Origin of the sequence: Streptomyces fungicidicus (assembly GCF_003665435.1) — a bacterium.
In the GTDB taxonomy this organism is placed as follows: domain Bacteria; phylum Actinomycetota; class Actinomycetes; order Streptomycetales; family Streptomycetaceae; genus Streptomyces; species Streptomyces fungicidicus.
Genome location: NZ_CP023407.1, coordinates 6026213 through 6050987 on the forward strand (window position 1 = coordinate 6026213; position 24775 = coordinate 6050987).

18 protein-coding genes are annotated in these 24775 nt (G+C 71.5%); 5 read left to right on the forward strand and 13 right to left on the reverse strand.

Going from position 1 to position 24775, the window contains the following annotated elements; all coding sequences use genetic code 11:
* Positions 1-65: 65 nt before the first annotated feature.
* Positions 66-1148, reverse strand: a complete 1083-nt coding sequence (locus tag CNQ36_RS27230; RefSeq protein ID WP_387910041.1) for an ADP-ribosylglycohydrolase family protein — start codon at positions 1146-1148, stop codon at positions 66-68.
* A 132-nt stretch (positions 1149-1280) separates the two neighbouring features.
* Here CNQ36_RS27230 and CNQ36_RS27235 point away from each other — a divergent pair, with 132 nt between their 5' ends.
* Together CNQ36_RS27235 and CNQ36_RS27240 are read left to right on the forward strand one after the other, a co-directional pair.
* Positions 1281-2456 carry a glycerate kinase gene (locus CNQ36_RS27235; protein ID WP_163013376.1) on the forward strand — a complete coding sequence of 392 codons (1176 nt, stop codon included), beginning with the start codon at positions 1281-1283 and terminating at the stop codon, positions 2454-2456.
* Positions 2457-2619: 163 nt separating this feature from the next.
* Positions 2620-6129, forward strand: a complete 3510-nt coding sequence (locus CNQ36_RS27240; protein WP_121547928.1) for an ATP-binding protein — start codon at positions 2620-2622, stop codon at positions 6127-6129.
* Positions 6130-6203: 74 nt separating this feature from the next.
* Here CNQ36_RS27240 and pssA read toward each other — a convergent pair whose 3' ends face one another.
* The 9 genes from pssA to CNQ36_RS27285 all read right to left on the reverse strand — a co-directional run bounded on the left by pssA (position 6204) and on the right by CNQ36_RS27285 (position 17105).
* The gene (pssA, locus tag CNQ36_RS27245; protein WP_040908366.1) at positions 6204-7022 is read right to left on the reverse strand and encodes a CDP-diacylglycerol--serine O-phosphatidyltransferase; all 819 of its coding nucleotides are present in this window, start codon (positions 7020-7022) and stop codon (positions 6204-6206) included.
* Between the two features lie 22 nt (positions 7023-7044).
* Positions 7045-7701, reverse strand: coding sequence for a phosphatidylserine decarboxylase (locus tag CNQ36_RS27250; RefSeq protein WP_004922881.1), 657 nt, complete (start codon positions 7699-7701; stop codon positions 7045-7047).
* A gap of 170 nt (positions 7702-7871) precedes the next feature.
* A complete protein-coding gene (locus CNQ36_RS27255) occupies positions 7872-9077 on the reverse strand; it encodes an acyl-CoA dehydrogenase family protein (protein ID WP_004922879.1) in 1206 nt (401 codons plus the stop codon).
* Between the two features lie 2 nt (positions 9078-9079).
* On the reverse strand, positions 9080-9586 hold the full coding sequence (locus CNQ36_RS27260) for a MaoC family dehydratase (protein WP_121547929.1): 507 nt from the start codon (positions 9584-9586) through the stop codon (positions 9080-9082).
* Between the two features lie 15 nt (positions 9587-9601).
* A complete protein-coding gene (locus tag CNQ36_RS27265; RefSeq protein WP_004922875.1) occupies positions 9602-10564 on the reverse strand; it encodes an HpcH/HpaI aldolase/citrate lyase family protein in 963 nt (320 codons plus the stop codon).
* On the reverse strand, positions 10561-12588 hold the full coding sequence (locus tag CNQ36_RS27270; protein WP_121547930.1) for a protein meaA: 2028 nt from the start codon (positions 12586-12588) through the stop codon (positions 10561-10563). The genes CNQ36_RS27265 and CNQ36_RS27270 overlap by 4 nt, the downstream gene beginning before the upstream one ends.
* Before the next feature lie 10 nt (positions 12589-12598).
* Positions 12599-13942: a crotonyl-CoA carboxylase/reductase gene (gene ccrA / locus CNQ36_RS27275; protein ID WP_004922869.1), complete on the reverse strand. Its 1344-nt coding sequence runs from the start codon at positions 13940-13942 to the stop codon at positions 12599-12601.
* Between the two features lie 381 nt (positions 13943-14323).
* Entirely contained in the window at positions 14324-15136 is an 813-nt protein-coding gene (locus CNQ36_RS27280) for a TetR family transcriptional regulator (RefSeq protein WP_004922867.1), read from the reverse strand.
* 163 nt (positions 15137-15299) lie between these two features.
* Positions 15300-17105: a 3-hydroxyacyl-CoA dehydrogenase family protein gene (locus tag CNQ36_RS27285; RefSeq protein WP_121547931.1), complete on the reverse strand. Its 1806-nt coding sequence runs from the start codon at positions 17103-17105 to the stop codon at positions 15300-15302.
* A gap of 354 nt (positions 17106-17459) precedes the next feature.
* On the opposite strand from CNQ36_RS27285, the gene CNQ36_RS27290 reads away from it, so the two are divergent.
* Positions 17460-18068: an adenylosuccinate lyase gene (locus tag CNQ36_RS27290; RefSeq protein ID WP_121547932.1), complete on the forward strand. Its 609-nt coding sequence runs from the start codon at positions 17460-17462 to the stop codon at positions 18066-18068.
* A 19-nt stretch (positions 18069-18087) separates the two neighbouring features.
* Here CNQ36_RS27290 and CNQ36_RS27295 read toward each other — a convergent pair whose 3' ends face one another.
* From CNQ36_RS27295 to CNQ36_RS27305, 3 genes are all read right to left on the reverse strand, one after another.
* Positions 18088-18591 (reverse strand): GNAT family N-acetyltransferase, encoded by a 504-nt coding sequence (locus CNQ36_RS27295; protein WP_206278583.1) that lies wholly within the window; start codon positions 18589-18591, stop codon positions 18088-18090.
* Positions 18592-18737: 146 nt separating this feature from the next.
* Positions 18738-20318, reverse strand: coding sequence for an alpha/beta hydrolase (locus CNQ36_RS27300; RefSeq protein ID WP_121547933.1), 1581 nt, complete (start codon positions 20316-20318; stop codon positions 18738-18740).
* Between the two features lie 140 nt (positions 20319-20458).
* Positions 20459-21514 (reverse strand): Rv2578c family radical SAM protein, encoded by a 1056-nt coding sequence (locus CNQ36_RS27305; protein ID WP_121547934.1) that lies wholly within the window; start codon positions 21512-21514, stop codon positions 20459-20461.
* Between the two features lie 159 nt (positions 21515-21673).
* Between CNQ36_RS27305 and CNQ36_RS27310 the strand changes: the two genes are divergently transcribed.
* Positions 21674-22117 carry an SRPBCC family protein gene (locus tag CNQ36_RS27310; RefSeq protein WP_121547935.1) on the forward strand — a complete coding sequence of 148 codons (444 nt, stop codon included), beginning with the start codon at positions 21674-21676 and terminating at the stop codon, positions 22115-22117.
* Positions 22118-22275: 158 nt separating this feature from the next.
* Positions 22276-24675, forward strand: a complete 2400-nt coding sequence (locus tag CNQ36_RS27315; protein WP_121547936.1) for an MFS transporter — start codon at positions 22276-22278, stop codon at positions 24673-24675.
* Positions 24676-24775: the final 100 nt, after the last annotated feature.

Genomic DNA, 24775 nt, shown 5'->3' on the forward strand with positions numbered 1-24775 from the left:
GCCGGGCGCCGCTCCGGCGAGCGGATATCGCCCCCGCGGCCGCTCGGCGCACCCGGCGCCCGTCCTCACGCCTCCGTCCGCGCCAGTCGCAGTGTGCGCTCCGCCAGCTCGCTGATCCGTACCCCGTCGAAGCCGAAGACGGCGCTGCGGACCGTGTCCTCGAGGGGGTCCTTCCACTGGGCCGGGACGGCCGCGGCGCCGCACAGGACACCCGCCACCGAGCCCGCCGTCGCGCCGTTGGAGTCGGTGTCCAGGCCGCCGCGCACGGTCAGGGCGATGGTGCGGCTGAAGTCGCCGGCGCCGTACAGCAGGCCCGCGGTGAGCACGGCCGCGTTGGGGACCGTGTGGATCCAGCCGAGGCCCGCCGTCTCCTCCGCGAGCGTGGTGAGCGTGTCCTCCCAGGCCAGTCCGGCGTCGTGCAGGGACGCCACCCGGCGTACCGTGCGGGCGAGACGGCTGCCCGCCGGGATCACCGTCAGCGCCTCGTCGACCGCGTGCCGCACCGCGGGCGCGGTGAACGCCGCCGAGATCAGGGCCGCCGCCCACATCGCGCCGTACACCCCGTTGCCCGTGTGCGACAGCACCGCGTCCCGGCGGGCCAGCGAGGCGGCGCGGCGCGGGGCGCCCGGGGAGGTCCAGCCGTGGATGTCGGCGCGGATGAGGGCGCCGATCCACTCCTGGTACGGATTGTCGTAGGTGGCCGTGAGCGGCGGCCTGAGACCGTTCGCGAGATTCCGGTAGGCCACCCGTTCCGCGGTGAAGGTCTGCAGGTACGGCAGCCGCGTCAGCCACAGGTCGCCCACCTGTTCGGTGGTGAAGGCGAAGCCGTGGGTCTCCAGCAGGACCAGGCCGAGGATCGCGTAGTCGACGTCGTCGTCCCGGCAGCTGCCGTGCACGCGGCCCCGGACGCAGGTCCGCCACTCGGGGCGCAGGGCGAGGCCCTCGCTCTCGGTCGGCGGCTCCGGGAGGTAGTCGGTGAGCGGGAGGGCGCCGGTCCGGCGCAGGTAGCGGTCGATGCGTTCGCGCGTCCACACCTCGCCCTGCTCCACCGGTTTCCCGAGCATGTTGCCGGCGATCCGGCCCAGCCAGCCTCCGAGGACGCGGTCGGCGAGCCCCGGCTGCGGTTCCACAGCGGTCATGGCGGTCATGGGTCCGGTCTACCCGGTTCCGGGCCGTTTCACGGGCTGGGCAGGCCATGGCGGCCACCGGGCCCGCCGGTTAGGGTCACAGCGGCGCGACTGGCCTCCACTACGCGTGCGGGGCCCGGAGAACGAGGGGACATGCAAGTGGCGGACGCTGCAGGGAGCGGCACTCGTACGGCACGGTCGGCACGGCGGGTGCTCGTCGCCGCGGACAAGTTCAAGGGGTCGCTGACGGCCGTCGAGGTCGCCGAGCGGGTGACGGCCGGGCTGCGCCGGGTCGTACCGGAGCTGGAGGTCGAGGCGCTGCCGGTGGCCGACGGCGGCGACGGCACCGTGGCCGCGGCGGTCGCGGCCGGTTTCGCGCGCCGGGAGGTCCGGGTGGCCGGCCCGCTGGGGGACGAGGTGACCGCGGCGTACGCGCTGCGCGGTGACACCGCCGTGGTGGAGATGGCGGAGGCGAGCGGGCTGCAGCGGCTTCCGGCCGGGGTGTTCGCGCCGCTCACGGCGTCGACGTACGGGGCGGGGGAGCTGCTGCGGGCCGCGCTGGACGCGGGTGCGCGGAGCATCGTGTTCGGGGTGGGCGGGAGCGCCACCACCGACGGCGGTGCGGGCATGCTGTCGGCGCTGGGCGCGCGGTTCGTGACGGCGGCCGGCGAACCGGTGACGCCGGGGGGCGGAGGACTCGCCGAGCTGGCGTCCGCCGATCTGTCCGGGCTGGATCCGCGGCTGGCGTCGGTGGAGTTCGTGCTCGCCAGCGACGTCGACAATCCGCTGACCGGGCCCAAGGGGGCGCCGGCGGTGTACGGCCCGCAGAAGGGCGCCTCGCCGGAGGACGTGGAGACGCTGGACACGGCGCTCACGCACTTCGTGAAGGTGCTGGAGGGGGCGGTGGGGGAGAAGGCCGCCGCCTGCGCCGCCTCGCCGGGGGCGGGGGCCGCGGGAGGCATCGGCTTCGGCGCGCTGCTCCTCGGCGCCGGTTTCCGTCCCGGCATCGAGGTGATGCTGGACGTGCTGGGGTTCGCGCCGGCCCTGGAGCGGGCGGACCTGGTGATCACCGGTGAGGGGTCGCTGGACGAGCAGACGCTGCACGGCAAGGCTCCCGCGGGTGTCGCCGCGGCGGCGCGGGCGGCGGGCCGGGAGGTCGTCGCGGTGTGCGGGCGGCTCGCACTGCCGCCGGAGGTGCTGGGACGTGCGGGCATCCGGCGGGCGTACGCCCTGACGGACCTGGAGCCCGACGTCGCGAAGTGCATCGCGGACGCGGGCCCCGTGCTGGAACGCACGGCGGAACGCATCGCCCGCGACTTCCTGGCCTGACGCGGCGAGGCTCCCTTCCGCGCCCCTTCCCGTCCCGCACCCCGGTGGCGGCACGGGAAGGGGCGGCGGCGCCCGATACGGCGCGCCCGCCGCCGTGTTGCGGTCCTTACCGGCAGTGGTTCCATGGAAATGAAGGCGTACACCCCGAAAGGGGACGGACTTCATGCCCACCAAGGTCATCCGCAATCCCGGGGGAAGGGAACGACCGCGCGACGCCCCCTGGTACACGCTCTACCCACGACGGTGGTGGTCCCGGAGCGCAGGGGCCGTGGACCGGCGCTGGCGCACGTTCAGGACCGACCGGGAGGCGCGCAAGCGCATCCTCCCGAACCGCAGATGGCACCCCCGAGGGGTCTCCCGCGGCCGCCTGCTCCGCGCCTACGCCTTCCTCGGGACGCTCCTGCTGCTCACCTATGTGGGGCTGAAGCTCTACGACGATGCGAACGGGAAACGCAAGGTGCTCGGCGGAGCGCTCGACTCCGACTGGTTCAAGACCGTCTACTCCCTCGTGGGCCCTCTGCTGACGGGCTCTCTGCTCCTCGCGATCTTCCTCCTCTTCTGGTACCGCAGGATCAGGAAACCCCTCGTCGGCACGGCGCGCGACAGGCCGCACGAACTGGTCCCCACCGCCGGGACGCTGGTCGACCGGATCGTCGGACGGCACGAACTGGCCCAGGTGATGGCCCAGACCCTCCGCGACAGAAAGACGCGCAAGCCCTATCTGCTCGTCGGCGGTGTGGGCGTCGGCAAGACGGCCGTCCTGGTGGAGCTCACGCGGATGCTGGCGCAACAGTCCGCCGTTCCCGTGCCGATACGCCTGCGGGACATGGACGGCGACGGTGAACTCGACTTCGAGAAGATGGCACGGCGCCGCTTCGCGGAACTGGCCGACGCGGGAGTGTCCGCCGGCCACGTCGACAAGGCCTGGCGGCAGCTCCGGCTCGACGACAAGGCCGTGGTGATCGCCGACGGGCTGGAGGAAGCCCTGATCGACGAGCAGCACCGGGAGGACCGCGACAACATCATCCGCCGGGCCATAGACCGGGCGGACCGTCAGCGGCTGCCGCTGGTCATCGCCTCCCGGCCGCACACCCCGCTCGAGGGAACCCGCGCCGCGATCGCCGACCTGGAGCCGCTGAGCGAGGAGGCGGCCCTGGAGTACCTGGTGCGGGAACCCGGCGAGACCGACGAACGCCGGCTGGACTGGGTGGTGGAGACCGCCGAGGTCACGGACTCGCCGATCTACCTGCGGATCGCCCGCCTGCTGCAACAGCGCGGGCTGCTGGAACACCTGACGCTGCGCGAGGAACCCGGCCGCCTCAACACGCGCAGCAACGACTGCTCCACGATCCGGCTGTGGCTGCTCGACACCTACCGCCAGGCGATGGAGGACGGCCGCATCTTCGACAAGCTGGTGATGGACCGCAGGGAGCGCCAGGAGACCGTGTGGGTGGCCTCCGCCCTGGCCTGCCTGGGGCTGCTGCAGGACAGCCTCGAGGTGACGTTCGACGACTTCGTCGGCGCCTACATGAAGGACCTCCGCAGCCGCGGACAGCCGACGGAGCCGTCGGCCGACAACCAGCAGGAAGCGGTTCGTCTGGCCGCCTCCCCGGCGCAGCGGGAGGCGATCTGGTCCGTGCTGAGCAGGAACGTCGACGAGTCGCCGTCCTGGACCGACCCCCTCGCCTACCCCAACGAGTGCTACACCGAGCTGGCCCGGTACGCCGCCAACGCACAGCTCCTCGGACTGGTCAGGGGCTACGAGAACAAGGTCCGCTTCCCGCACAGCATCGTCCAGGCATATCTGGGCTACCGCCTGCTCAGCGAGGTGGACGGCCACCGGCTCCCCGCCGTCGTCGAACCCGCCCTGCACAGCCCGGGCCCGTCCCGCGAACTGCTCATCGCCCTGGTGCTGCTGTCACGTCACCGGGCGTCGGCGCCCGCCACCGGGGCGGCCCCGCGGCCGAAACTGGCCGAGCTGCTCAGCAGGGCGGCGGCGAAGCGGCACGACGCCAAGTACTTCGACCTGTACGGCGCGGCCCTGGAGATCGACAGCGTCGACCCGGAGCCGATGCAGAACACCCTGGCCCGGAACCTCGACGAACAGTGGGAGGGCCTGCTCATCAGGGGCGAACAGCGGACGGTGCAGAACGCCAAACTGGGGCTGGTGCGGCGCTTCGGCGCCGCTCTGCGCGAACGGGAGCGCCACAGCAGGGGCCGCCGCCCGCCGCCCGCCGGGCAGGCGCCCGCACGGCTGTCCCTTCCCTACGACCGCCTCTTCAGCATCGGCACGCACGAGCCCGCCCATCCGGTGCGGATCGCGATCGTGCACCAGATGGCCTCCGGTGGCGACGCGGCCTTCCATGCCCTGCGGCAGCTGTTCCCCCTCGGCATCGACCCCGTGGAGCAGTACCTGGAGAGAACGCGCAGCGCCAAGGAGAGGTTCGACCGTGACTACAACGCCTGGCTCGGGGAGGCGGACGCGAACCCGGCCGGGGGCTCGGCGCAGGCGGCGGAGCGGCAGCAGAAGCAGGACCGGTTCGTACGGGAGTACGAGCGCAGGCGCACCACGGTGTGGCGTCACTTCGCCCTGCGCGCCTGGCTCCTCCCCATGGTCGTCGGCTCCGTCTCCGACAAGTACCGCGACGAGGCCCAGGAGCGGCTGAACCTCTGGCTGCGGCACCTGTGCGGACCCGGCGAGCCCGACCTGCCCCTGTCCCTGGAGAACGCCCTGGCCCAGGGGTTCAAGAACGCGGCCAACCGCAGGAGGCGGCACCCGGCCGCCTGCGAGGAGACCCGGGCCCAGCTGGTGACGGAGGCGGAGCGGATGCTCACCCGCAGCCGCTACTGGTACGCGCAGCTGAGCCTGCTGCACGCCCTGTGCCTCTGGGAACTTCCCGACACCGTCGGACGCCCCGCCGGACCCGGCGCATCCCCCGATCCCCTGCAGGCGGTCACCCGCTGGCTCTCGATGGCGGGGAGCGCGGCCGGCGCCGCGTCCGCAGACGAAGGCGAACGGCAGGCCCGCGGGCCCCTCCACCCCTTCGTGGCCGAAGCCGGCGACCTGGTTACCCTGGCTCTGGAGACGGGGCACCCGGAGCAGTTCCTCTGGATCGACGAGCACAGCGCCATCGACAACGTGGGGTCCACCCCGGCCGACCCGGAGCGCTACCGCAAGCACAATCTGTGGATCGCCCCGTCGGCGGGCTGGAGCAGCCTGCACCCCCGGGCGCAGCGGCTGCTCGCCGACGTTCTGGTCATGCTCAACCTCACCGAACGCGACGGGAGCCCCGACGACATCGAGGGACGGCTGAACCGCGCGAACCGGGCCACCCTCCCGCCCTGCGTCACCGAGGACCGCGGCCCGCTCCACCCCGAACGCAGCGTGGGGCGGGCCGACGGGAGCCAGGCCGGCTCCACCTGCCTGCCGACCTGCACGTTCCGGTTGTGCCCCTATCCGCCCAAGGCCGGCAAGGAGCGGACGGAGATCGAGGAGCCGTTCTGCCGGCAGCAGCAGGCTCTCCTGCACAGCCGCTCCCGCTGGCACTCCCAGGCCTTCACCCGGCACACCGCGCCCTGGGTGAGCACGCCCGTCAGGGAGCTGCACGCCTTCTGGGAGGAGATGGCCGACCGCAACCGCAAGACACCCGGCGGCGACGAGGAGATCTTCTGACCCGCCCGCCGGGCCGCGGACACAGCAGTGGGCCCCGGACCGGAGGTCCGGGGCCCACACGCACTGCGGCGGCGCTACGGCAGCTGCGCCGCCCGCGCCTCACGACGGTTGTCGCGGAAGTTGTTCACCCGGCGGGCCGTGGCGAACAGCGGGATCACCGCCCCCATCACCAGCTGCAGCGCACAGCCCGTCTGCAGCAGCAGCTGACCGCTCGGCGCGTCGAACGCCCACGCCGCCAGCAGGCCCATCGACAGCACGATCCACGACAGCATCGCCACCGCCAGGCGGCCCCGCGGCTTCGGGTACTCCACCCGGCTTACCATCAGCCAGGCCGTGCCGATGATCGCCAGCAGCGTCGCCACGAACGGCAGCTCCAGCAGCACGATCGAGACGACGGTCAGCGCGCCGAACGGCGACGGCATGCCCTGGAAGGTGCCGTCCTTCACCGTGACGCAGGAGAACCGCGCCAGCCTCAGCACCACCGCCAGCAGCACCACGATCGCCCCGACCGCGGCCACTCTCTGGTGCGCGTCGTCCGCGACCATGCCGTAGACCAGGACGAAGTACGCCGGCGCCAGGCCGAAACTGATCAGGTCGGACAGGTTGTCCAGCTCCGCGCCCATCGGCGAGGAGCGCAGCTTGCGCGCCACCAGGCCGTCGAACAGGTCGAAGACCGCCGCGCACAGCATCAGGATGACGGCCGTGGCCGCGCTGTGGCGGGCCATGCCCGTCTCCTGGCTGCCCTGGAGGTGCGGGATCAGGATGCCGGTGGTGGTGAAGTACACCGCCATGAAGCCGCAGGTCGCGTTGCCCAGGGTGAGCGTGTCCGCTATCGACAGGCGGAGCGAGAGGGGCATCTCCTCCTCGTCGTCCGCGTCGTCGGCCTCCGGCACCCAGCCGGCCTGTGTGTCGGGATCAGCCACGGTCAATTCGAGTCACCCCAGCCACGGTCTTCTGACCGACCTCCACGGCCACCTCCACACCCTCGGGCAGGTAGAGGTCGACACGCGAGCCGAACCGGATCAGACCGACGCGCTCGCCCTGCTCGACCTTGGTGCCCTCGGGCACGTAGGGCACGATGCGGCGGGCCACGGCGCCGGCGATCTGGATCATCTCGATGTCGCCGAGCTCGGTGTCGAAGTGCCACACGACGCGCTCGTTGTTCTCGCTCTCCTTGTTGAAGGCGGGAACGAAGCCACCGGGGATGTGCTCGACCGACGTCACCGTGCCGGACAGCGGGGCCCGGTTCACGTGGACGTTGAGCGGGCTCATGAAGATCGCGACGCGGGTGCGCCCGTCCTTCCACGGCATGATGCTCTGCACCACACCGTCGGCGGGCGAGATGACCCTGCCCTGTGCGATCTCGCGCTCGGGGTCGCGGAAGAACCACAGCATCCCCGCCGCCAGTGCGGTGGCGGGGACGGCGACGGCCTTGGCGGCACCCGAGCGGCGGGAGCGGAGCAGACTGACGGCTGCGGTGGCGACGGTCGGCAGAAGCCACGGCGATGCTCCGCGCGCGAGGCGTACGCCGGCGAGGCTGTCGCGGTGTGCAGAGGTTTGGCTGTGGGGCATGGATGACCTTCGTAGCGGATGATGCCGCGCACTTGCGGGGGACGGCGGCTTTCCGGCGATCGTAGCGGCTTCCGGCCGCAACTGGGTAAGCCAGGCAGCCGAGTCGGCGGCTGAAGAGTGCATACGGGGTGTGATCCTCTTCTCCAAGAAAACACCCCGTATCCGGACATCTAGCCCTGGAATCGATACTCTTCGAGCAGTCGGCGGCCGATGATCATTTTCTGGATCTCGGCGGTGCCTTCACCGATCAGCAGCATCGGCGCCTCACGGTAGAGGCGCTCGATCTCGTACTCCTTGGAGAAGCCGTAGCCGCCGTGGATCCGGAAGGCGTCCTCCACGACCTCCTTGCAGTATTCGGACGCGAGGTACTTCGCCATCCCTGCTTCGAGGTCGTTTCGTTCTCCGGAGTCCTTTTTGCGCGCTGCGTTCACCATCATCGCATGCGCGGCCTCCACCTTGGTAGCCATCTCCGCCAGCTTGAACTGGATGGCCTGGTGCTGGGCGATCGGCTTGCCGAAAGTGTGACGCTGCTGGGCGTACTGGACGCCGAGCTCGAAGGCACGCTGAGCGACGCCGCAGCCACGCGCCGCCACGTTGACACGGCCCACCTCGACACCGTCCATCATTTGGTAAAAACCTCGGCCGGTGACCCCGCCGAGCACCCGGTCGGCGGGAATCCGCAGGCCGTCCATGATGAGCTCGGTCGTGTCGACGCCCTTGTAGCCCATCTTGTCGATCTTGCCGGGGACGGTGAGGCCGGGGCGGACCTCCCCGAAGCCCGGCTCCTTCTCCACCAGGAAGGTGGTCATCGACTTGTGCGGGGCCGTGCCGTCCGGGTGACCCTCGTCACTCCGGACCAGAACGGCCACCAGCGACGACGTGCCGCCGTTCGTCAGCCACATCTTCTGGCCGTTCAGGACGTACTCCTCGCCGTCCTTCACCGCCTTGGAGGTGATGGCCGACACGTCGGAGCCGAGGCCCGGCTCCGACATCGAGAAGGCGCCGCGGATGTCGCCGGCCGCCATCCGCGGCAGGAAGTGGTCCTTCTGCTCCTGCGTGCCGTGCTGCTTGAGCATGTACGCCACGATGAAGTGGGTGTTGATGATGCCGGACACCGACATCCAGCCGCGGGCGATCTCCTCCACGCACAGCGCGTAGGTGAGGAGGGACTCGCCCAGCCCCCCGTACTCCTCGGGAATCATCAGGCCGAACAGCCCGAGTTCCTTCAGGCCGTCGACGATCTGCTGCGGGTACTCGTCGCGGTGCTCCAGCCCGGTGGCGACGGGGATGATCTCCTTGTCCACGAAGTCGCGGACGGTGGAGAGGATCTCCTGCTGAACGTCGGTCAGACCGGCGGTCTGGGCGAGGCGGCTCATCTCTACTTCTCCTCGAGCTCCGGGCGGCCGGGCTGCTCGCCGCCGCGCTCCTTGATGTACGTCCCGGTCGGCACCATCACCTTGCGGCGGAACACGCAGACCAGCGTGCCGTCCTGCTTGTAGCCCTTGGTCTCGACGTACACGATCCCGCGGTCGTTCTTCGACTTCGACGGCCACTTGTCGAGCACGGTCGTCTGGCCGTAGACCGTGTCACCGTGGAAGGTCGGCGCCACGTGCCTCAGCGACTCGATCTCCAGGTTGGCGATCGCCTTGCCGGAGACGTCCGGCACCGACATGCCGAGCAGCAGCGAGTAGACGTAGTTCCCGACCACCACGTTCCTGCCGAAGTCCGTCGTCTTCTCGGCGTAGTTCGCGTCCATGTGGAGCGGGTGGTGGTTCATGGTGAGGAGACAGAACAGGTGGTCGTCGTACTCGGTGACCGTCTTCCCCGGCCAGTGCTTGTACGTCGCGCCGACCTCGAACTCCTCGTAGGTGCGTCCGAACTGCATCGCGCTCAAAGCTCCTCAGTTGTCGGGGGTCTCGAACTTCGACGTGCGCCGCATGCCGGCGGCGCGTCCCTTGCCCGAGATGACCAGGGCCATCTTGCGGCTGGCCTCGTCGATCATCTCGTCGCCGAGCATCGCCGAGCCCTTCTTGCCGCCCGCCTCGGACGTGTAGTAGTCGTACGCGTCCAGGATCAGCTCGGCGTGGTCGTAGTCCTCCTGCGACGGCGAGAAGATCTCGTTGGACGCCTCGACCTGGCCCGGGTGCAGCACCCACTTGCCGTCGAAGCCGAGGGCCGCGGCGCGCCGCGCGACCTCGCGGTAGCCGTCCACGTTGCGGATCTGCAGGTAGGGGCCGTCGATCGCCTGGAGGTCGTTGGCGCGGGCGGCCATCAGGATCTTCATCAGGATGTAGTGGTAGGCGTCCGCCGGGTAGCCGGGCGGCTGCTCGCCGACGACCAGCGACTTCATGTTGATGGAGGCCATGAAGTCGGCCGGGCCGAAGATGATGGTCTCGACGCGCGGGGAGGCCTGCGCGATCTCGTTGACGTTGTTCAGACCCCGGGCGTTCTCGATCTGCGCCTCGATGCCGATCCGGCCGACCTCGAAGCCCATCGTCTTCTCGATCTGGGTCAGCAGCAGGTCCAGGGCGACGACCTGCTGGGCGTCCTGGACCTTGGGCAGCATGATGCAGTCCAGGTTCGGGCCGGCGCCCTCGACGACCGTCACGACGTCCCGGTACGTCCACTCCGTCGTCCAGTCGTTGACGCGCACGACGCGGGTCTTGCCGGTCCAGTCGCCCTCGTTGAGGAACTTCACGATGGTGTGCCGCGCCTCGGGCTTGGCGAGCGGCGCGCACGCGTCCTCCAGGTCGAGGAAGACCTGGTCCGCCGGGAGGCCCTGCGCCTTCTCCAGGAAGCGCGGGTTGCTTCCCGGTACCGCCAGACAGGAGCGGCGGGGGCGAAGGCGATTGACGTTCGTCATGCGGGGACCTCCAGGGGGTCGAGCTTGTTCGCGTTGCGGATCTCGTCGACGATGCGGCCGATGATCCCGGTGATGTCGAAGTCCTTCGGGGTGAAGACCGCGGCCACTCCGGCGGCCCGCAGTTCTTCGGCGTCACCGCTGGGGATGATGCCACCGGCGATCACCGGTATATCCGTGGCACCGGCCACACGGAGCCGTTCGAGCACGTCCGGCACCAGCTGGGCGTGCGAGCCGGACAGGATGGACAGGCCCACCGCGTGCACGTCCTCCGCGAGGGCGGCGTCCACTATCTGCTCGGGGGTGAGCCGGATGCCCTGGTAGACCACCTCGAACCCGGCGTCGCGGGCCCGCACGGCGATCTGCTCGGCGCCGTTGGAGTGTCCGTCCAGGCCCGGCTTGCCGACCAGGAAGCGCAGCTTGCCGACGCCCAGGTCCTTGGCCGTCAGTTCCACCTTCCGGCGCACCCCGGAGAGCGCCGAGCCCTCCTCCGCGGCGACCGCGACCGGCGCCGACGACACCCCGGTGGGCGCCCGGAACTCGCCGAACACCTCGCGCAGCGCGCCGGCCCACTCGCCGGTCGTGACACCGGCGCGGGCGCACTCCAGGGTGGCCTCCATCAGGTTGTCGGTGCCGCGCGCCGCCTCCTTCAGCTTCTCCAGCGCCTTGCAGGGGCGCGGGTGGTTGAAGGGCGGCTGGTAGCGGGTGTCGCGCCAGTGCCGCAGCGCCCCGACGACGCGGGCCTCCACCGCCGGGTCGACCGTCTGGATCGCGGTGTCCAGATCGGCGGTCAGCGGGTTCGGCTCGGTGCCCTCGAAGGCGTTGACACCGATGATCCTCTCCTCGCCGGACTCGATCCGGGCCCGGCGCTCGGCGTGCGAGGAGACCAGCTGCGACTTGAGGTAGCCGGACTCGACGGCGGCCATCGCGCCGCCCATCTCCTGGATCCGGTCGATCTCCGCGAGCGAGTCCTCGACCAGCTGCTCCACCTTCGCCTCGATCACCTTCGAGCCCTCGAAGATGTCGTCGTACTCCAGCAGATCGCTCTCGTACGCCAGCACCTGCTGGATGCGCAGGGACCACTGCTGGTCCCAGGGGCGGGGCAGGCCCAGGGCCTCGTTCCAGGCCGGCAGCTGCACGGCACGCGCGCGGGCGTCCTTGGAGAGGGTGACGGCCAGCATCTCCAGGACGATCCGCTGGACGTTGTTCTCCGGCTGCGCCTCGGTCAGGCCGAGGGAGTTCACCTGGACGCCGTAGCGGAAGCGCCGGTGCCTGGGGTCCTCGATGCCGTACCGCTCGCGGGTGATCCGGTCCCAGATGCGGCCGAACGCCCGCATCTTGCACATCTCCTCGACGAACCGCACGCCCGCGTTCACGAAGAAGGAGATGCGGCCGACCACGTCGCCCATGCGCTCCTGCGGCACCTGTCCGCCGTCGCGCACCGCGTCGAGCACGGCGATGGCGGTGGACATCGCGTACGCGATCTCCTGCACCGGCGTGGCCCCGGCCTCCTGCAGGTGGTAGCTGCAGATGTTGATCGGGTTCCACTTCGGGAGGTGGGAGACCGTGTACGCGATCATGTCCGTCGTGAGGCGGAGCGAGGGGCCCGGCGGGAAGACGTGCGTCCCCCGGGACAGGTACTCCTTCACGATGTCGTTCTGGGTCGTGCCCTGGAGGCGTGCGACGTCCGCGCCCTGCTCCTCGGCGACGACCTGGTAGAGCGCCAGCAGCCACATGGCGGTGGCGTTGATCGTCATCGAGGTGTTCATCTGCTCCAGGGGGATGTCCTGGAACAGCCGGCGCATGTCACCGAGGTGGGCGACCGGCACCCCGACCCGGCCGACCTCGCCGCGGGCGAGGACGTGGTCGGAGTCGTAGCCGGTCTGGGTCGGCAGGTCGAAGGCGACCGACAGACCCGTCTGTCCCTTGGCGAGGTTGCGCCGGTACAGCTCGTTGGACGCCTCGGCCGTGGAGTGGCCGGCGTAGGTCCGCATGAGCCACGGACGGTCCTTCTGACGCTCTGTCATCGAACTGCCCTCAGATGTTCCGGAAGCGGTTGATGGCGTCGATGTGCCGGGCGCGCTTCTCGTGGTCGCGCACGCCCAGGCCCTCCTCGGGCGCCAGGCACAGCACGCCGACCTTGCCCTGGTGCAGGTTGCGGTGCACGTCGTACGCCGCCTGGCCGGTGTCCTCCAGGGCGTACGTCCGGGAGAGGGTCGGGTGGATCTTCCCCTTGGAGATGAGGCGGTTGGCCTCCCAGGCCTCGCGGTAGTTGGCGAAGTGGGAGCCGATGATGCGCTTCAGGGACATCCACAGGTAGCGGTTGTCGTACTCGTGCATGTAGCCCGAGGTCGAGGCGCAGGTGGTGATGGTGCCGCCCTTGCGGGTGACGAAGACGGAGGCGCCGAAGGTCTCCCGGCCGGGGTGCTCGAAGACGATGTCGATGTCCTCGCCGCCAGTGAACTCGCGGATGCGCTTGCCGAAGCGCTTCCACTCCTTGGGGTCCTGGGTGTTCTCGTCCTTCCAGAACTTGTAGCCCTCGGCGTTGCGGTCGATGATCGCCTCGGCGCCCATCGACCGGCAGATGTCCGCCTTCTGGTCGCTGGAGACGACGCAGATCGGGTTGGCGCCGCCGGCCAGCGCGAACTGGGTGGCGTAGGAGCCGAGTCCGCCGCTCGCGCCCCAGATGAGCACGTTGTCGCCCTGCTTCATGCCGGCGCCGTTGCGGGACACCAGCTGCCGGTAGGCGGTGGAGTTGACGAGGCCGGGGGCCGCCGCCTCCTCCCACGACAGGTGGTCCGGCTTCGGCATCAGCTGGTTGGACTTCACCAGCGCGATCTCCGCCAGGCCGCCGAAGTTGGTCTCGAAGCCCCAGATGCGCTGCTCGGGGTCGAGCATGGTGTCGTTGTGGCCGTCGCTGGACTCCAGCTCGACGGAGAGGCAGTGGGCGACGACCTCGTCGCCGGGCCGCCAGGCGTTGACGCCGGGGCCGGTGCGCAGCACCACGCCCGCGAGGTCGGAGCCGATGATGTGGTACGGCAGGTCGTGGCGCTTGGTGAGCTCGCTGAGCCGGCCGTAGCGCTCCAGGAAGCCGAACGTGGAGAGCGGCTCGAAGATCGACGTCCACACCGAGTTGTAGTTGACCGAGGAGGCCATGACGGCCACCAGGGCCTCGCCCGGGCCGAGCTCGGGCAGCGGCACGTCGTCGAGGTGGATCGACTTGCGGGGGTCCTTGTCGCGGGTCTCGAGGCCCGCGAACATCTCCGTCTCGTCCTTGTGCACGGTGATCGCGCGGTACGACTCGGGGAGCTGCAGGGCGGCGAAGTCCTCCGACGTGGAGTCGGGCGACTGGATCGCGGCCAGGATGTCCTTGACGGTCACGGTGTTGCCTCCGGCGATGAGCGTCCTGAGGGAGGGGCGCTGAGGGTTACGTCGGTGTGCTGCTGAGGGTCGGGGGTTGCCGTCGGTTCGGCGGTGGTGCTGCGGCGGCGCTTGGTGTGCGCGGGAGGTTGCCTGTGACGCAGGCGTCCGGACGTGCGGGCGGTGGGCCCGCCGGGACTCGCCCGGACTCCTTCAACGTATGGCACGCCGTGTCGGCCCGCAAGGCACTGAGTGCCAGAACCTGGGCTCAGGTGAAATCTTTACCCATCAGATGAGCGATGATCGATCGAACGGGGTCCCGGAGGCGTGCGAAAAGGGGCCCTGACATGGCAAAACGGCCACCCGGTGGGGTGGCCGTCGTCACAGCGGTGAGGGGTCTGTTCAGCGCTCCTTGAGCGCCTGCTCGATGGTCCGCATCACTTCGTCCAGCGGGGCGTCGGTGCGGGCGACCGTCACCAGCACCTCGCCGTGCGAGGACGCCGAGACGGCGGGCGGCTGCGGCGGCACCGTGCGCCGGCCCGCCATGATGCCGCTGCCGAAGGTCTTGCGGACGATCGCGAAGGCGTGGTCCAGCTGCGTCTCGACGTCGCCCTGGCCGTCCGCCCGCAGCCAGCGCCGCAGTACGTGGTTGTGGGCGGTGACCACGGCGGACGCGGCGACCTCCGCCAGCAGCGGGTCGTCGTTGGCGTCGTCGTCGTGCGCGTGCTCGTCGAAGTGGCCGAGCAGATAGCGGGTGAAGAGGCGCTCGTAGCGGGCCACCGACGCGATCTCCGCCTCGCGCAGGGTGGGCACCTCACGCGTCAGCCGGTAGCGGGCGACCGAGATCTCCGGCCGCGCCGCGTACATCTTCATGACCTCCTTGATGCCACGGCACACCGTGTCGAGCGGATGCTCGTGCGCGGGGGCGGCGTTGAGCACCGCCTCGGCGCGGACCAGGGTGTCGTCGTGGTCGGGGAAGATCGCCTCCTCCTTGGAGCGGAAGTGGCGGAAGAAGGTGCGGCGGGCGACCCCGGCGGCGGCCGCGATCTCGTCGACGGTGGTGGCCTCGTACCCCTTGGTCGCGAACAGCTCCATCGCGGCGGCCGCCAGTTCCCTGCGCATCTTGAGCCGCTGGGCGGCGGCGCGAGAGCCTGCGGCGCTTTCCGGCGGCTCGGTCGTGGCTGGCGTACGTGCGGACTTGGCGGGCTGCGACATGCCCTGAACGTACTGCATGTGCGCAGCTCGGCGCGCATGACCGGGGGCTCCCCCGCCCTCGGCGGGCGGGGGAGGGCCGCTGGGGGCCGGAGGCGGGAACCGGTCGGGATCGAGCAGCCCGCCCCATTCCGCGCCGTTCGTGAACCAGTCGCCGGGGCGCGGCTCAGCGCTTGGCATATTCGCGGAAGCCGCGGCCCGTCTTGCGGCCGAGGCAGCCCGCGGCCACCAGGTGCTCCAGCAGCGGCGCCGGCGCGAGACCGGGGTCGCGGAACTCGCGGTGCAGCACCTTCTCGATGGCGAGCGAGACGTCCAGTCCGACGACGTCGAGCAGTTCGAACGGGCCCATCGGGTAACCGCCGCCCAGCTTCATCGCGGCGTCGATGTCGTCGAGGGACGCGTAGTGCTCCTCCACCATCTTGATCGCGTTGTTGAGGTACGGGAACAGCAGCGCGTTCACGATGAACCCGGCCCGGTCGCCGCAGTCCACGGCGTGCTTGCGGATCGTGCCGCACACCTCACGCACGGTGGCGTGCACGTCGTCGGCGGTCAGCACCGTGCGCACGACCTCGACCAGCTTCATGGCCGGCGCCGGGTTGAAGAAGTGCATGCCGATCACGTCCTGCGGGCGCGAGGTGGCGCGGGCGCAGGCGACGACCGGGAGCGACGAGGTGGTGGTGGCGAGGACCGCGCCCGGCTTGCAGACCTTGTCCAGCGCCGCGAACAGCTGCCGCTTGACCTCCAGGTCCTCGGCGACCGCCTCGACCGCGAGGTCGACGTCGGCGAAGTCGTCGTAGGTGCCCGTCGGGCGGACCCGCTCCAGGGTCTGCGCGGCGGCCTCCGCGGTCATCCGGCCCTTGTCGACCGAGCGCGCCAGGTTCTTCCCGATCCGGGCCCTGGCACTCCGTGCCTTCTCCTCGCTGCGGGCGGCCAGGACCACCTCGTAGCCCGCCTTCGCGAACACCTCGGCGATACCGGAGGCCATGGTGCCGGAGCCGGCGACACCCACCGAGCGCACCGTACGCCCGGCGGTGGGGGAGCCGCCCTCCAGCGGGGTCAGGGCGTCCCGCACGACGGTGCCGCTGCCCGGCGCCTCGTACGTGTAGAAACCGCGCCCCGCCTTGCGGCCCGTCAGACCGGCCTCGCTGAGCTGCTTGAGCACCGGGGCCGGGGCGTGCAGCCGGTCGCGGGACTCGGCGTACATGGCCTCCAGGACCGTGCGCGCGGTGTCCACGCCGATCAGGTCGAGCAGTGCCAGCGGGCCCATCGGCAGGCCGCAGCCCAGCCTCATCGCGGCGTCGATGTCCTCGCGGGAGGCGTAGTTGGCCTCGTACATCGCGGCGGCCTGGTTGAGGTAGCCGAACAGCAGCCCGTCGGCGACGAATCCGGGCCGGTCGCCGACGGCGACGGGCTCCTTGCCCAGGTCCAGGGCGAGATTGGTGACCGCGGTGACGGCCGCGGGCGCGGTCAGCACGCAGGACACGATCTCCACCAGTCTCATCGCCGGGGCGGGGTTGAAGAAGTGCATGCCCAGCACCCGCTCGGGGCGGGCGGAGTCGGCGGCGAGCCGGGTGACGGACAGGGCGTTGGTCCCGGTCGCCAGGACGGTCTCCGGCCGGACTATCCCGTCCAGTTCACGGAAGATCTGCTGCTTGATCTCGTACGACTCCGGCGCCACCTCGATCACCAGGTCGGCGCCGGCCGCCGCGCCCAGGTCGGTGGAGGTGGTGACCCGGGCGAGCAGCTCCGCCCGCTGCGGCCCGGTCAGCCGGCCGCGCTCCACGGCGCGGGCGGTCGAGGCCTCGAGGGCGGTGACGCACTTGGCGGTCTGCGCCTCGCTGATGTCGATGCCGATCACGTCGCGGCCGGCGCCGGCCAGGACCTCGGCGATGCCGGTGCCCATCGTGCCGAGGCCGACCACGGCGACGGTCCGCAGCGGGGACAGAGAGGTGTCGGAGAGGGGAGTGGCCATCGCGGGACTCCAGGAATGAGGGTGACGACGGGAAACACGCCCGGGTGCGCCGAAGGGCGCACCGGGTGCGTGCGGGATGCGGGTGTGGACCGGGCTGCGAGCGCACACGCCCGGCTGCCGCCGGCGAAGCGGCGGCGGATCCGACCGGCCCTGTCCCGGGGCCGAGCCGTACTGCGGTACACGGAGTACCGAACCGACTGCGACTCACGGCTGCCGCGTCACCAGACCGCCATGAGGAGGGTCGCGAGTGGGTAACTCGCTCGTCTGAGCTTAACTCCCGGGTAACGAGCGCGCCAGCCCCCGGCTTTGTGATGTAGGTCCCGCGCTGCCCCGCGCACCCCTAACCTCGGGGACATGGACGAAGAGTTGCGATCGCTCACGGAGCGCTTACGGGGGGAGTCGGGTGGAGGGGCCGTGTACGAGCGGCTGTTGGGCACGGACGAGCCCGACAGCCTGGCCGCCGTCCTCACCGCCCCCGGACAGCCGCTGTGGGCACGGGAACTGGCCGCGTTCCGGCTCGGACTGGCGGGGGACCGGCGGGCCTTCGAGGCGCTGGTGCTGCTGCTCAACCACCGTGACCCGCCGCGCTGCGCCTCCGCCGCCCACGCCCTCGCCCGGCTCGGCGACCCGCGCACCGCCCGCGCCGCCGCCGCCCTCGCCACGAACGAACTCCGCGTGGCCTACGCCCTGCACCCGGTCCGCCTGCTGACCGAACTGCGCGCCCCCGAGGCGGTCCCCGCCCTGATCACCACCCTGCGCCGGCGGCTGCGCCCCCACGACCCCTACCGCCGGGTCGCCCTCGCCTGCGTGGAGGGGCTGGGCGCACTCGGCGACCCGCGCGCCGAGCCCGTCCTCACCGAAGCCCTCGCCCACCCCGCGCTGGCCGAGGCGGCCGTGCACGCCCTGGCCCGGATTCCCCGCCAGGGCCGCCCTCGGGGACCCCGGATACCCCGGCCGCGCTAGCGCGGGCCGCGGCGGTCCGTCAGCCGGTGAGCCGCTTCGCGTACCGCACCTCGGGCACCGCCACCCCGCCCACCTCGAACGGCTCCTCGGCGCCGTCCGCGCCGAAACCGGCGCGCTCGTAGAAGCGGCGGGCGCGGGCGTTGTCCTTGAGGACCCACAGATACATGCGCGGGTGGCCGGCGTCGGCGCAGCGGCGGACCGCCTCCGTGAGCAGCGCCCGTCCCACGCCCCGGCCGATGCGCTCGGGCGGCAGGTACAGCGCGTACAGCTCGGCCTCCCGGGTGCGTACACCGCCGTCCCGGTACGGGCCGAAGGCCGCCCAGCCGGTGAGCTCCCCGTCCCCGGTCTCCGCCACCAGGTTCACCACGCCGCCGTCGCCCCGCAGCAGCCGCGCCCGATGCCGCTCGGCGTCCGCCGCGATGTCGAGGCCGTCGAGGTACGGCTGCGGCACGAGCCCCCGGTAGGCGTGCCGCCAGCCCCGTACGCGGATCTCGGCGACGCGGTCGCAGTCGGCCGCGGTCATCGCGCGCAGCAGCGGCCCGCTCACGCGCCCACCACCGCGGGGCAACCGCACGCCGTCGTCGGGGGCGGGGATCCCGGCCGGTTCGCTCATGGCCCCATCATGGACCACGGGTGCGACAGCCCCGTCCCCGACGGCGCGTCAGGCGCTCAGCCGCGGAAGCCGAGCAGGCCGTGCAGGGTCGAACCGCGTGCTGTCGACGGAGCCGCCTTCGACTTCAGCGGCTTCGGGTCGGGCAGCGCGGCGCACACCGCGTCCGCGTCGCCGCTGCCCCCGCGCGGCACGGTCCCGTCGGCCAGATAGGCCGCCAGATGCCGGTCCAGACAGGCGTTCCCGCTCAGCGTGATGCCGTGGTTGCCGCCGCCCGACTCCACCACCAGGCTGGAGTGCGCCAGCAGCCGGTGGACGGTGACACCGCCCTGGTAGGGGGTGGCCGCGTCGTGCGTCGCCTGGAACAGCAGCGCCGACGGCAGCCTGCTGTTGCGGATGCGCTCCGGCCGCAGCGACTCGGCCGGCCAGAACGCGCACGGCGCGTTGTACCAGGCGTTGTTCCAGGTCATGAAGGGCGCCCGCTCGTAGGCCTCCCAGTTGTCCTTGCGCCACTGCCGCCAGTCACGCGGCCAGGGGGCGTCCCGGCACTCCACCGCCGTGTAGACGCTGAAGCCGTTGTGCCCGGCGGCGTCGGTCGCGCCGAACCCGTCGTACGCGTCGACCAGCGGCTCGTCGTCGCCGTCCTTCACGAACGCCGAGAACGCCTCCGCGAGATAGGGCCAGTACCCGTTGTAGTAGCCGCCGGGGAGGTAGGTGTCCTCCAGCTCGGCGGCGCCCACCTTCCCGCCGGCCGGGTCCTTCTTCAGGGCGGCGCGCATCGCGTACCACTCGGCCTCGATCTTCTCCGGGTCGGTGCCCAGCCCGTAGGCCCGGTCGTGCTTGGCGACCCACGTCATGAACGCCCGGTGGCGGTCGTTGAAGGCGTAGTCCTGGTCGAGGTTGGAGTCGTACCAGACCTGCGTGGGGTCGACCACGGAGTCCAGGACCAGGCGCCGCACCCGCTCCGGGAACAGCTTGGCGTACACCGTGCCCAGGTAGGTGCCGTAGGAGTAGCCGAAGTAGTTGATCTTCTTCGCGCCGAGCGCCCGGCGGATGACGTCCATGTCGCGCACCGCGCTCGCGGTGTCGATGTGCGGCAGCAGATCCGCGTACTTGCGGCCGCAGGCCGCGGCGAAGGACTGCACGCGCGTCAGGTTGGCCCGCTCCACCTCGGGCGAGGTGGGCACCGAGTCCGGGCGCACCGGCGCGAAGTGGTCCGGCGCGCAGTCCAGCGCCGGCTCGCTCGCGCCCACCCCGCGCGGGTCGAAGCCGATGACGTCGTACTGGGCGGCGACCTTCTCCGGCAGCGACGACGCGATGAAACCGGCGAGCGTCAGCCCGCTGCCGCCGGGGCCGCCCGGGTTCACCAGCAGCGGGCCCTGGTACTTCTTCGCGGTGTGCGGGACGCGGGACAGCGCGAGCGTGATCTTCCGCCCTGCGGGGTCGGCGTGGTCCAGCGGCACCTTGACGGACGCGCACTGAAGGGTCGGGTAGTCCTCGGTGCCGCACTTCTTCCACGCCGGCTTCGCGGCGCGGGACGTTCCGGCGGCGTGCGGGACGCCGGCCTCGGCGGGCGCGGCCGTGAGGCTTCCGGCCAGGACGACGGCGGCACCGCACAGCACGGCTGCGCGTTTTCTCATGATGGGGGTCCTCCCAGGACCGGAGTGCTGCGGACCGCGGGCTTCACGGCTCACGCGGCATAGTCCCGGAGAGGGGCCCTGCCTGAACGCGTTCGGTCGGTTCTTGACCCAATTGGGCCGCTGACTCCGCTCGAACGCGCCTACAGAAGCGTCAGTTGGGTCGGCTCGGCCGGCTCGGCAGGTGAGCTCCCGACGGGTTCGGCGGGCTCCGCGGCGCGGATCCGCCGGGGCATCCCGGGGCCGGCCGGGCCGATGCCGTACTCCCGCGCCAGTTCGTGCACCTGCCGGGTGACCCGGCGCTGGTACCACTTCGGGGCGTAGGCGCCGTCCGCGTAGAGGCGCAGATAACGGTCGACCAGGTGCGGGTGGTGCCGCGCGAGCCAGGACATGAACCACTCGCGCGCACCGGGCCGCAGATGCAGCACCAGGGGTGTGACGGAGGTGGCGCCCGAGGCCGCGATGGCCCGCACCGCCGCCCGCAGTTGCTCCGGCCGGTCGCTCAGGAAGGGGATCACCGGCGCCATCAGCACCCCGCAGCCGATGCCGTGCCCGGCGAACGTCCGCACCACCTCGAGCCGCCGCTCCGGGGCCGGGGTGCCCGGCTCCACCGTCCGCCAGAGTTCCTCGTCGGTGAAGCCCACCGAGACGGAGACGCCCACGTCGGTCACCTCGGTGGCCTGCCTCAGCAGCGGGAGGTCCCGCAGGATCAGCGTGCCCTTGGTGAGGATCGAGAACGGGTTGGCGTGGTCGCGCAGCGCGGCCAGGATGCCCGGCATCAGCCGGTAGCGGCCCTCCGCGCGCTGGTAGCAGTCGACGTTGGTGCCCATCGCTATGTGCTCGCCCCGCCAGCTCCGAGAGGCCAGCCGGTGGCGCAGCAGCTCGGGCGCGTTCGTCTTGACCACGATCTGGCTGTCGAAGCCGAGCCCGGTGTCGAGGTCCAGATAGCCGTGGGTCTTGCGGGCGAAGCAGTACACGCACGCGTGCGAGCAGCCCCGGTACGGGTTCACCGTCCACTCGAACGGCATGCGGGAGGCCCCGGGCACCCGGTTGACGATCGAGCGGGCCCGGATCTCGTGGAAGGTGATGCCGCGGAACTCCGGCGTGTCGAAGGTACGGGTGGTGACCGCCTCCGCGCCGAACAGCGCGGCGTCGGCCCGGCTGTGTTCGGAGTCCGGTGAGAGGTTCTCCCAGCGCATGACGCCTCCTCGGTATCGCTGTCGCACAGAATAGAACATGTGTTCCCTTGATCGTGCGAGCGACATCCCCGGTCACAACCGGAACCCCGATTTGGGTGGCCGGGCCCGGGGGTGGTTGGCTTGCCCCGACCCTGGTAACCCATGCCCTGGAGGAAAGCGATGGCGCAGGTCGAGGCCACTACGGAGCGGATCGTCGCGGCGGACGCGGAGACGGTGTTCGACGCCCTCGCCGACTACAGCGGCACCCGTCAGAAGGTGCTGCCCGAGCAGTACAGCGAGTACGAGGTGCGCGAGGGCGGCGACGGCGAGGGCACCCTCGTGCACTGGAAGCTCCAGGCCACCAGCAAGCGGGTCCGCGACTGCCTGCTCGAGGTCACCGAGCCGACCGACGGCGAGCTGGTCGAGAAGGACCGCAACTCCTCCATGGTCACCACCTGGCGGGTCACCCCGGCCGGCGAGGGCCGCTCCCGGGTCGTCGTGACCACCGTCTGGAACGGCGCCGGCGGCATCGGCGGCTTCTTCGAGAAGACCTTCGCCCCCAAGGGCCTCGCCCGCATCTACGACGCGCTGCTGGTCCGGCTCGCCGCGGAGGTCGAGAAGTAAGTAGGGCGCCAACACCCCGTCACCGGTGCGGAGTTGGCTCCTCACCGGTTCGGGTGATCTCGATACGGCCCGTCTCTGCGCCGTAACTCACCACGCTTGCTCGTAGTTGTCGCTTTTACGCGGGAAATGTCCGGCGGTGCGACGAGGGGAGCGGGCACATGGGCGGGATCACTCTGACGCAGGACGAGCCGGTCACGGCACCGCCGGCCGGGGGCCCGCCGCCCCCGGAACCGGTCGTGGAGCAGGGCCTGGACCCGCGCCGGGTCCGGCTCGTCTTCCTCGCGCTGATGCTGGCGCTGCTGCTCGCCGCCCTGGAGCAGATGATCGTCGCCACCGCGCTCCCGAAGATCGTCGGCGAGCTGCACGGACTGGACAAGATGTCCTGGGCGATCACCGCCTACCTGCTCACCGCCACCGTCGGACTGCCGGTCTACGGCAAGCTCGGCGACCTGCTCGGCCGCAAGGGCGTCTTCCAGTTCGCGATCCTGGTCTTCGTCGTCGGCTCCGCGCTGGCGGGCCGGGCCTCGACCATGGACCAGCTGATCGCCTTCCGCGCGGTGCAGGGCGTCGGCGCGGGCGGACTGATGATCGGCGTCCAGGCGATCATGGCGGACATCGTGCCCGCGCGGCAGCGCGGCCGCTTCATGGGACTCATCGGCGCCGCCTTCGGCCTCGCCTCCGTCGCCGGACCGCTGCTCGGCGGCTACTTCACCGACCATCTCTCCTGGCGCTGGTGCTTCTACGTCAACGTCCCCTTCGGCATCGTCACGATGGCCGTCGTCGCCCTGGTCCTGAAGCTGCCCAAGCCGGCCGCCCGGCCCCGCTTCGACGTCCTCGGCACCCTGCTGCTGGCCGCCGCGTCCACCTGCCTGGTGCTGCTGACCAGCTGGGGCGGCACCGAGTACGCCTGGGACTCCGAAGTGGTGCTCGGACTCGGCGCGGGCGCCGCCGCGGCCGCCGTCCTCTTCCTCGTCGTCGAGCGCTTCGCCGCCGAACCCCTCATCCCGCTGCGGCTGTTCCGGGACTCCGTCTTCAACGTCACCGGACTTGTCGGCCTGGTGACCGGCGTCGCCCTGTTCGGCGCCGCCAGCTATCTGCCGACCTATCTGCAGATGGTCGACGGGGCCTCCGCCACCGAGTCCGGACTGCTGATGCTGCCCATGATGGGCGGCATCGTCGTCGCCTCGATCGTCTCCGGGCAGCTCATCAGCCGCACCGGCCGCTACCGGCGCCACCCCCTCGTCGGCACCGCGCTGTCCGTCGCCGGCATGTGGCTGCTGTCCCGGCTGGAGACCGGCACGCCCCGGCTGCACTACAGCATCTGGATGGCCGTCCTCGGCACCGGCATCGGCATGGTGATGCCGGTGCTGATCCTCGCCGTGCAGAACTCCGTGCGCCCCGCCGACCTCGGCACCGCCACCAGCGCCAACAACTACTTCCGGCAGATCGGCGGCAGCGTCGGCGCCGCCGTCTTCGGCACCCTCTTCGCCGGGCGGCTCACCGACGCGCTCGAGGAACGCCTCCCCGCGCACGCGGGGGCCGTGCCAGAGGCCGAGTCGATCACCCCCGAGCTGGTGCACGCGCTGCCGCCCGAGCTGCGCGACGCCTACGTCCAGGCCTACGCCGACGCCATGCCGCGCGTCTTCCTCTACCTCGTGCCGGTGCTCGTCCTCGGCCTGCTCATCGCCTTCTTCCTCAAGGAGAAACCACTGGTGTCCCACCACGCCCCCACCGCCGAACCGGCCCAGGAAACACCGCACTTCACGGCACAGGTGCCGCAGTCCCGTGCGCCGCACACCGGCGGCATCCCCGTCTGCGGGACCGTGCAGCACCCCGACGGCACCGCCGTGCCGCGCGCGGCGCTCACCCTCATCGACGTCTCCGGACAGCAGACCGGACGGGGCGCCAGCGGCCCGGACGGGCGGTACGCGCTGGCCACGCCCGGCCCGGGATCGTACGTCCTGATCGCCGCCGCGGGCGGTCACCAGCCGCAGGCGGTCTCGGTCACCGTCGGCGAGCGGCCCGTCGAACTCGACGTCGTCCTCGGCGGCGCGGGCCGCCTGGCCGGCAGCGTCGTCACCGCCGACGGCACCCCGGTGCGGGACGCCGCCGTCACCCTCACCAACGTCCACGGGGAGGTCGTCGCGAGCACCCGCAGCGGCCGGGAGGGCGGCTATGTCATCAGCGAGCTGGTGGCCGGTGAGTACACCCTCGCCGCGAGCGCCCCCGCCTTCCGCCCGGCGGCCCTCCCCGTCACCGTCCAGGCCGCCCGCGAGACCCGCCAGGACGTCGAGCTGGCCGGCGGCGCCGTACTGCGCGGCACCGTGCGGGCGGGCGGCGGGCGGCCGGTCGAGGAGGCGCGGGTGACCCTGCTGGACGCCGCGGGCAACGTCGTCGACACCCTCACCACCGGACCCGACGGCACCTTCCGGTTCGTCGACCTGTCCTCCGGCGAGTACACCGTCATCGCCGCCGGCTATCCGCCGGTCGCGACGGTGCTCCAGGTGGCCGGCGGAGGCCGCACGGAACGCGACCTCCAGCTGGGGCACGAGGACTGAAACGGTCACTCGCCCGGGCGAACGCGCGCCGGTGCGAGACCCGGCGGGCAATTCCCGTATTGCCGCACATCGCCGCCGACCGTGGCCGTACGGTGGTGAC

Excerpts from the sequence above, each read along its gene's own strand:
- CNQ36_RS27300 (WP_121547933.1), bottom strand. The coding sequence starts at position 20,318 with ATGAGAAAACGCGCAGCCGTGCTGTGCGGTGCCGCCGTCGTCCTGGCC.
- CNQ36_RS27255 (WP_004922879.1), bottom strand. The coding sequence starts at position 9,077 with ATGAGCCGCCTCGCCCAGACCGCCGGTCTGACCGACGTTCAGCAGGAG.
- CNQ36_RS27310 (WP_121547935.1), top strand. The coding sequence starts at position 21,674 with ATGGCGCAGGTCGAGGCCACTACGGAGCGGATCGTCGCGGCGGACGCG.
- CNQ36_RS27285 (WP_121547931.1), bottom strand. The coding sequence starts at position 17,105 with ATGGCCACTCCCCTCTCCGACACCTCTCTGTCCCCGCTGCGGACCGTC.
- CNQ36_RS27265 (WP_004922875.1), bottom strand. The coding sequence starts at position 10,564 with ATGACGAACGTCAATCGCCTTCGCCCCCGCCGCTCCTGTCTGGCGGTA.
- CNQ36_RS27230 (WP_387910041.1), bottom strand. The coding sequence starts at position 1,148 with ATGACCGCCATGACCGCTGTGGAACCGCAGCCGGGGCTCGCCGACCGC.
- CNQ36_RS27315 (WP_121547936.1), top strand. The coding sequence starts at position 22,276 with ATGGGCGGGATCACTCTGACGCAGGACGAGCCGGTCACGGCACCGCCG.
- CNQ36_RS27305 (WP_121547934.1), bottom strand. The coding sequence starts at position 21,514 with ATGCGCTGGGAGAACCTCTCACCGGACTCCGAACACAGCCGGGCCGAC.
- CNQ36_RS27240 (WP_121547928.1), top strand. The coding sequence starts at position 2,620 with ATGCCCACCAAGGTCATCCGCAATCCCGGGGGAAGGGAACGACCGCGC.
- CNQ36_RS27290 (WP_121547932.1), top strand. The coding sequence starts at position 17,460 with ATGGACGAAGAGTTGCGATCGCTCACGGAGCGCTTACGGGGGGAGTCG.
- CNQ36_RS27295 (WP_206278583.1), bottom strand. The coding sequence starts at position 18,591 with ATGACCGCGGCCGACTGCGACCGCGTCGCCGAGATCCGCGTACGGGGC.
- CNQ36_RS27280 (WP_004922867.1), bottom strand. The coding sequence starts at position 15,136 with ATGTCGCAGCCCGCCAAGTCCGCACGTACGCCAGCCACGACCGAGCCG.
- CNQ36_RS27235 (WP_163013376.1), top strand. The coding sequence starts at position 1,281 with ATGCAAGTGGCGGACGCTGCAGGGAGCGGCACTCGTACGGCACGGTCG.
- CNQ36_RS27260 (WP_121547929.1), bottom strand. The coding sequence starts at position 9,586 with ATGCAGTTCGGACGCACCTACGAGGAGTTCGAGGTCGGCGCGACGTAC.
- CNQ36_RS27250 (WP_004922881.1), bottom strand. The coding sequence starts at position 7,701 with ATGCCCCACAGCCAAACCTCTGCACACCGCGACAGCCTCGCCGGCGTA.
- CNQ36_RS27270 (WP_121547930.1), bottom strand. The coding sequence starts at position 12,588 with ATGACAGAGCGTCAGAAGGACCGTCCGTGGCTCATGCGGACCTACGCC.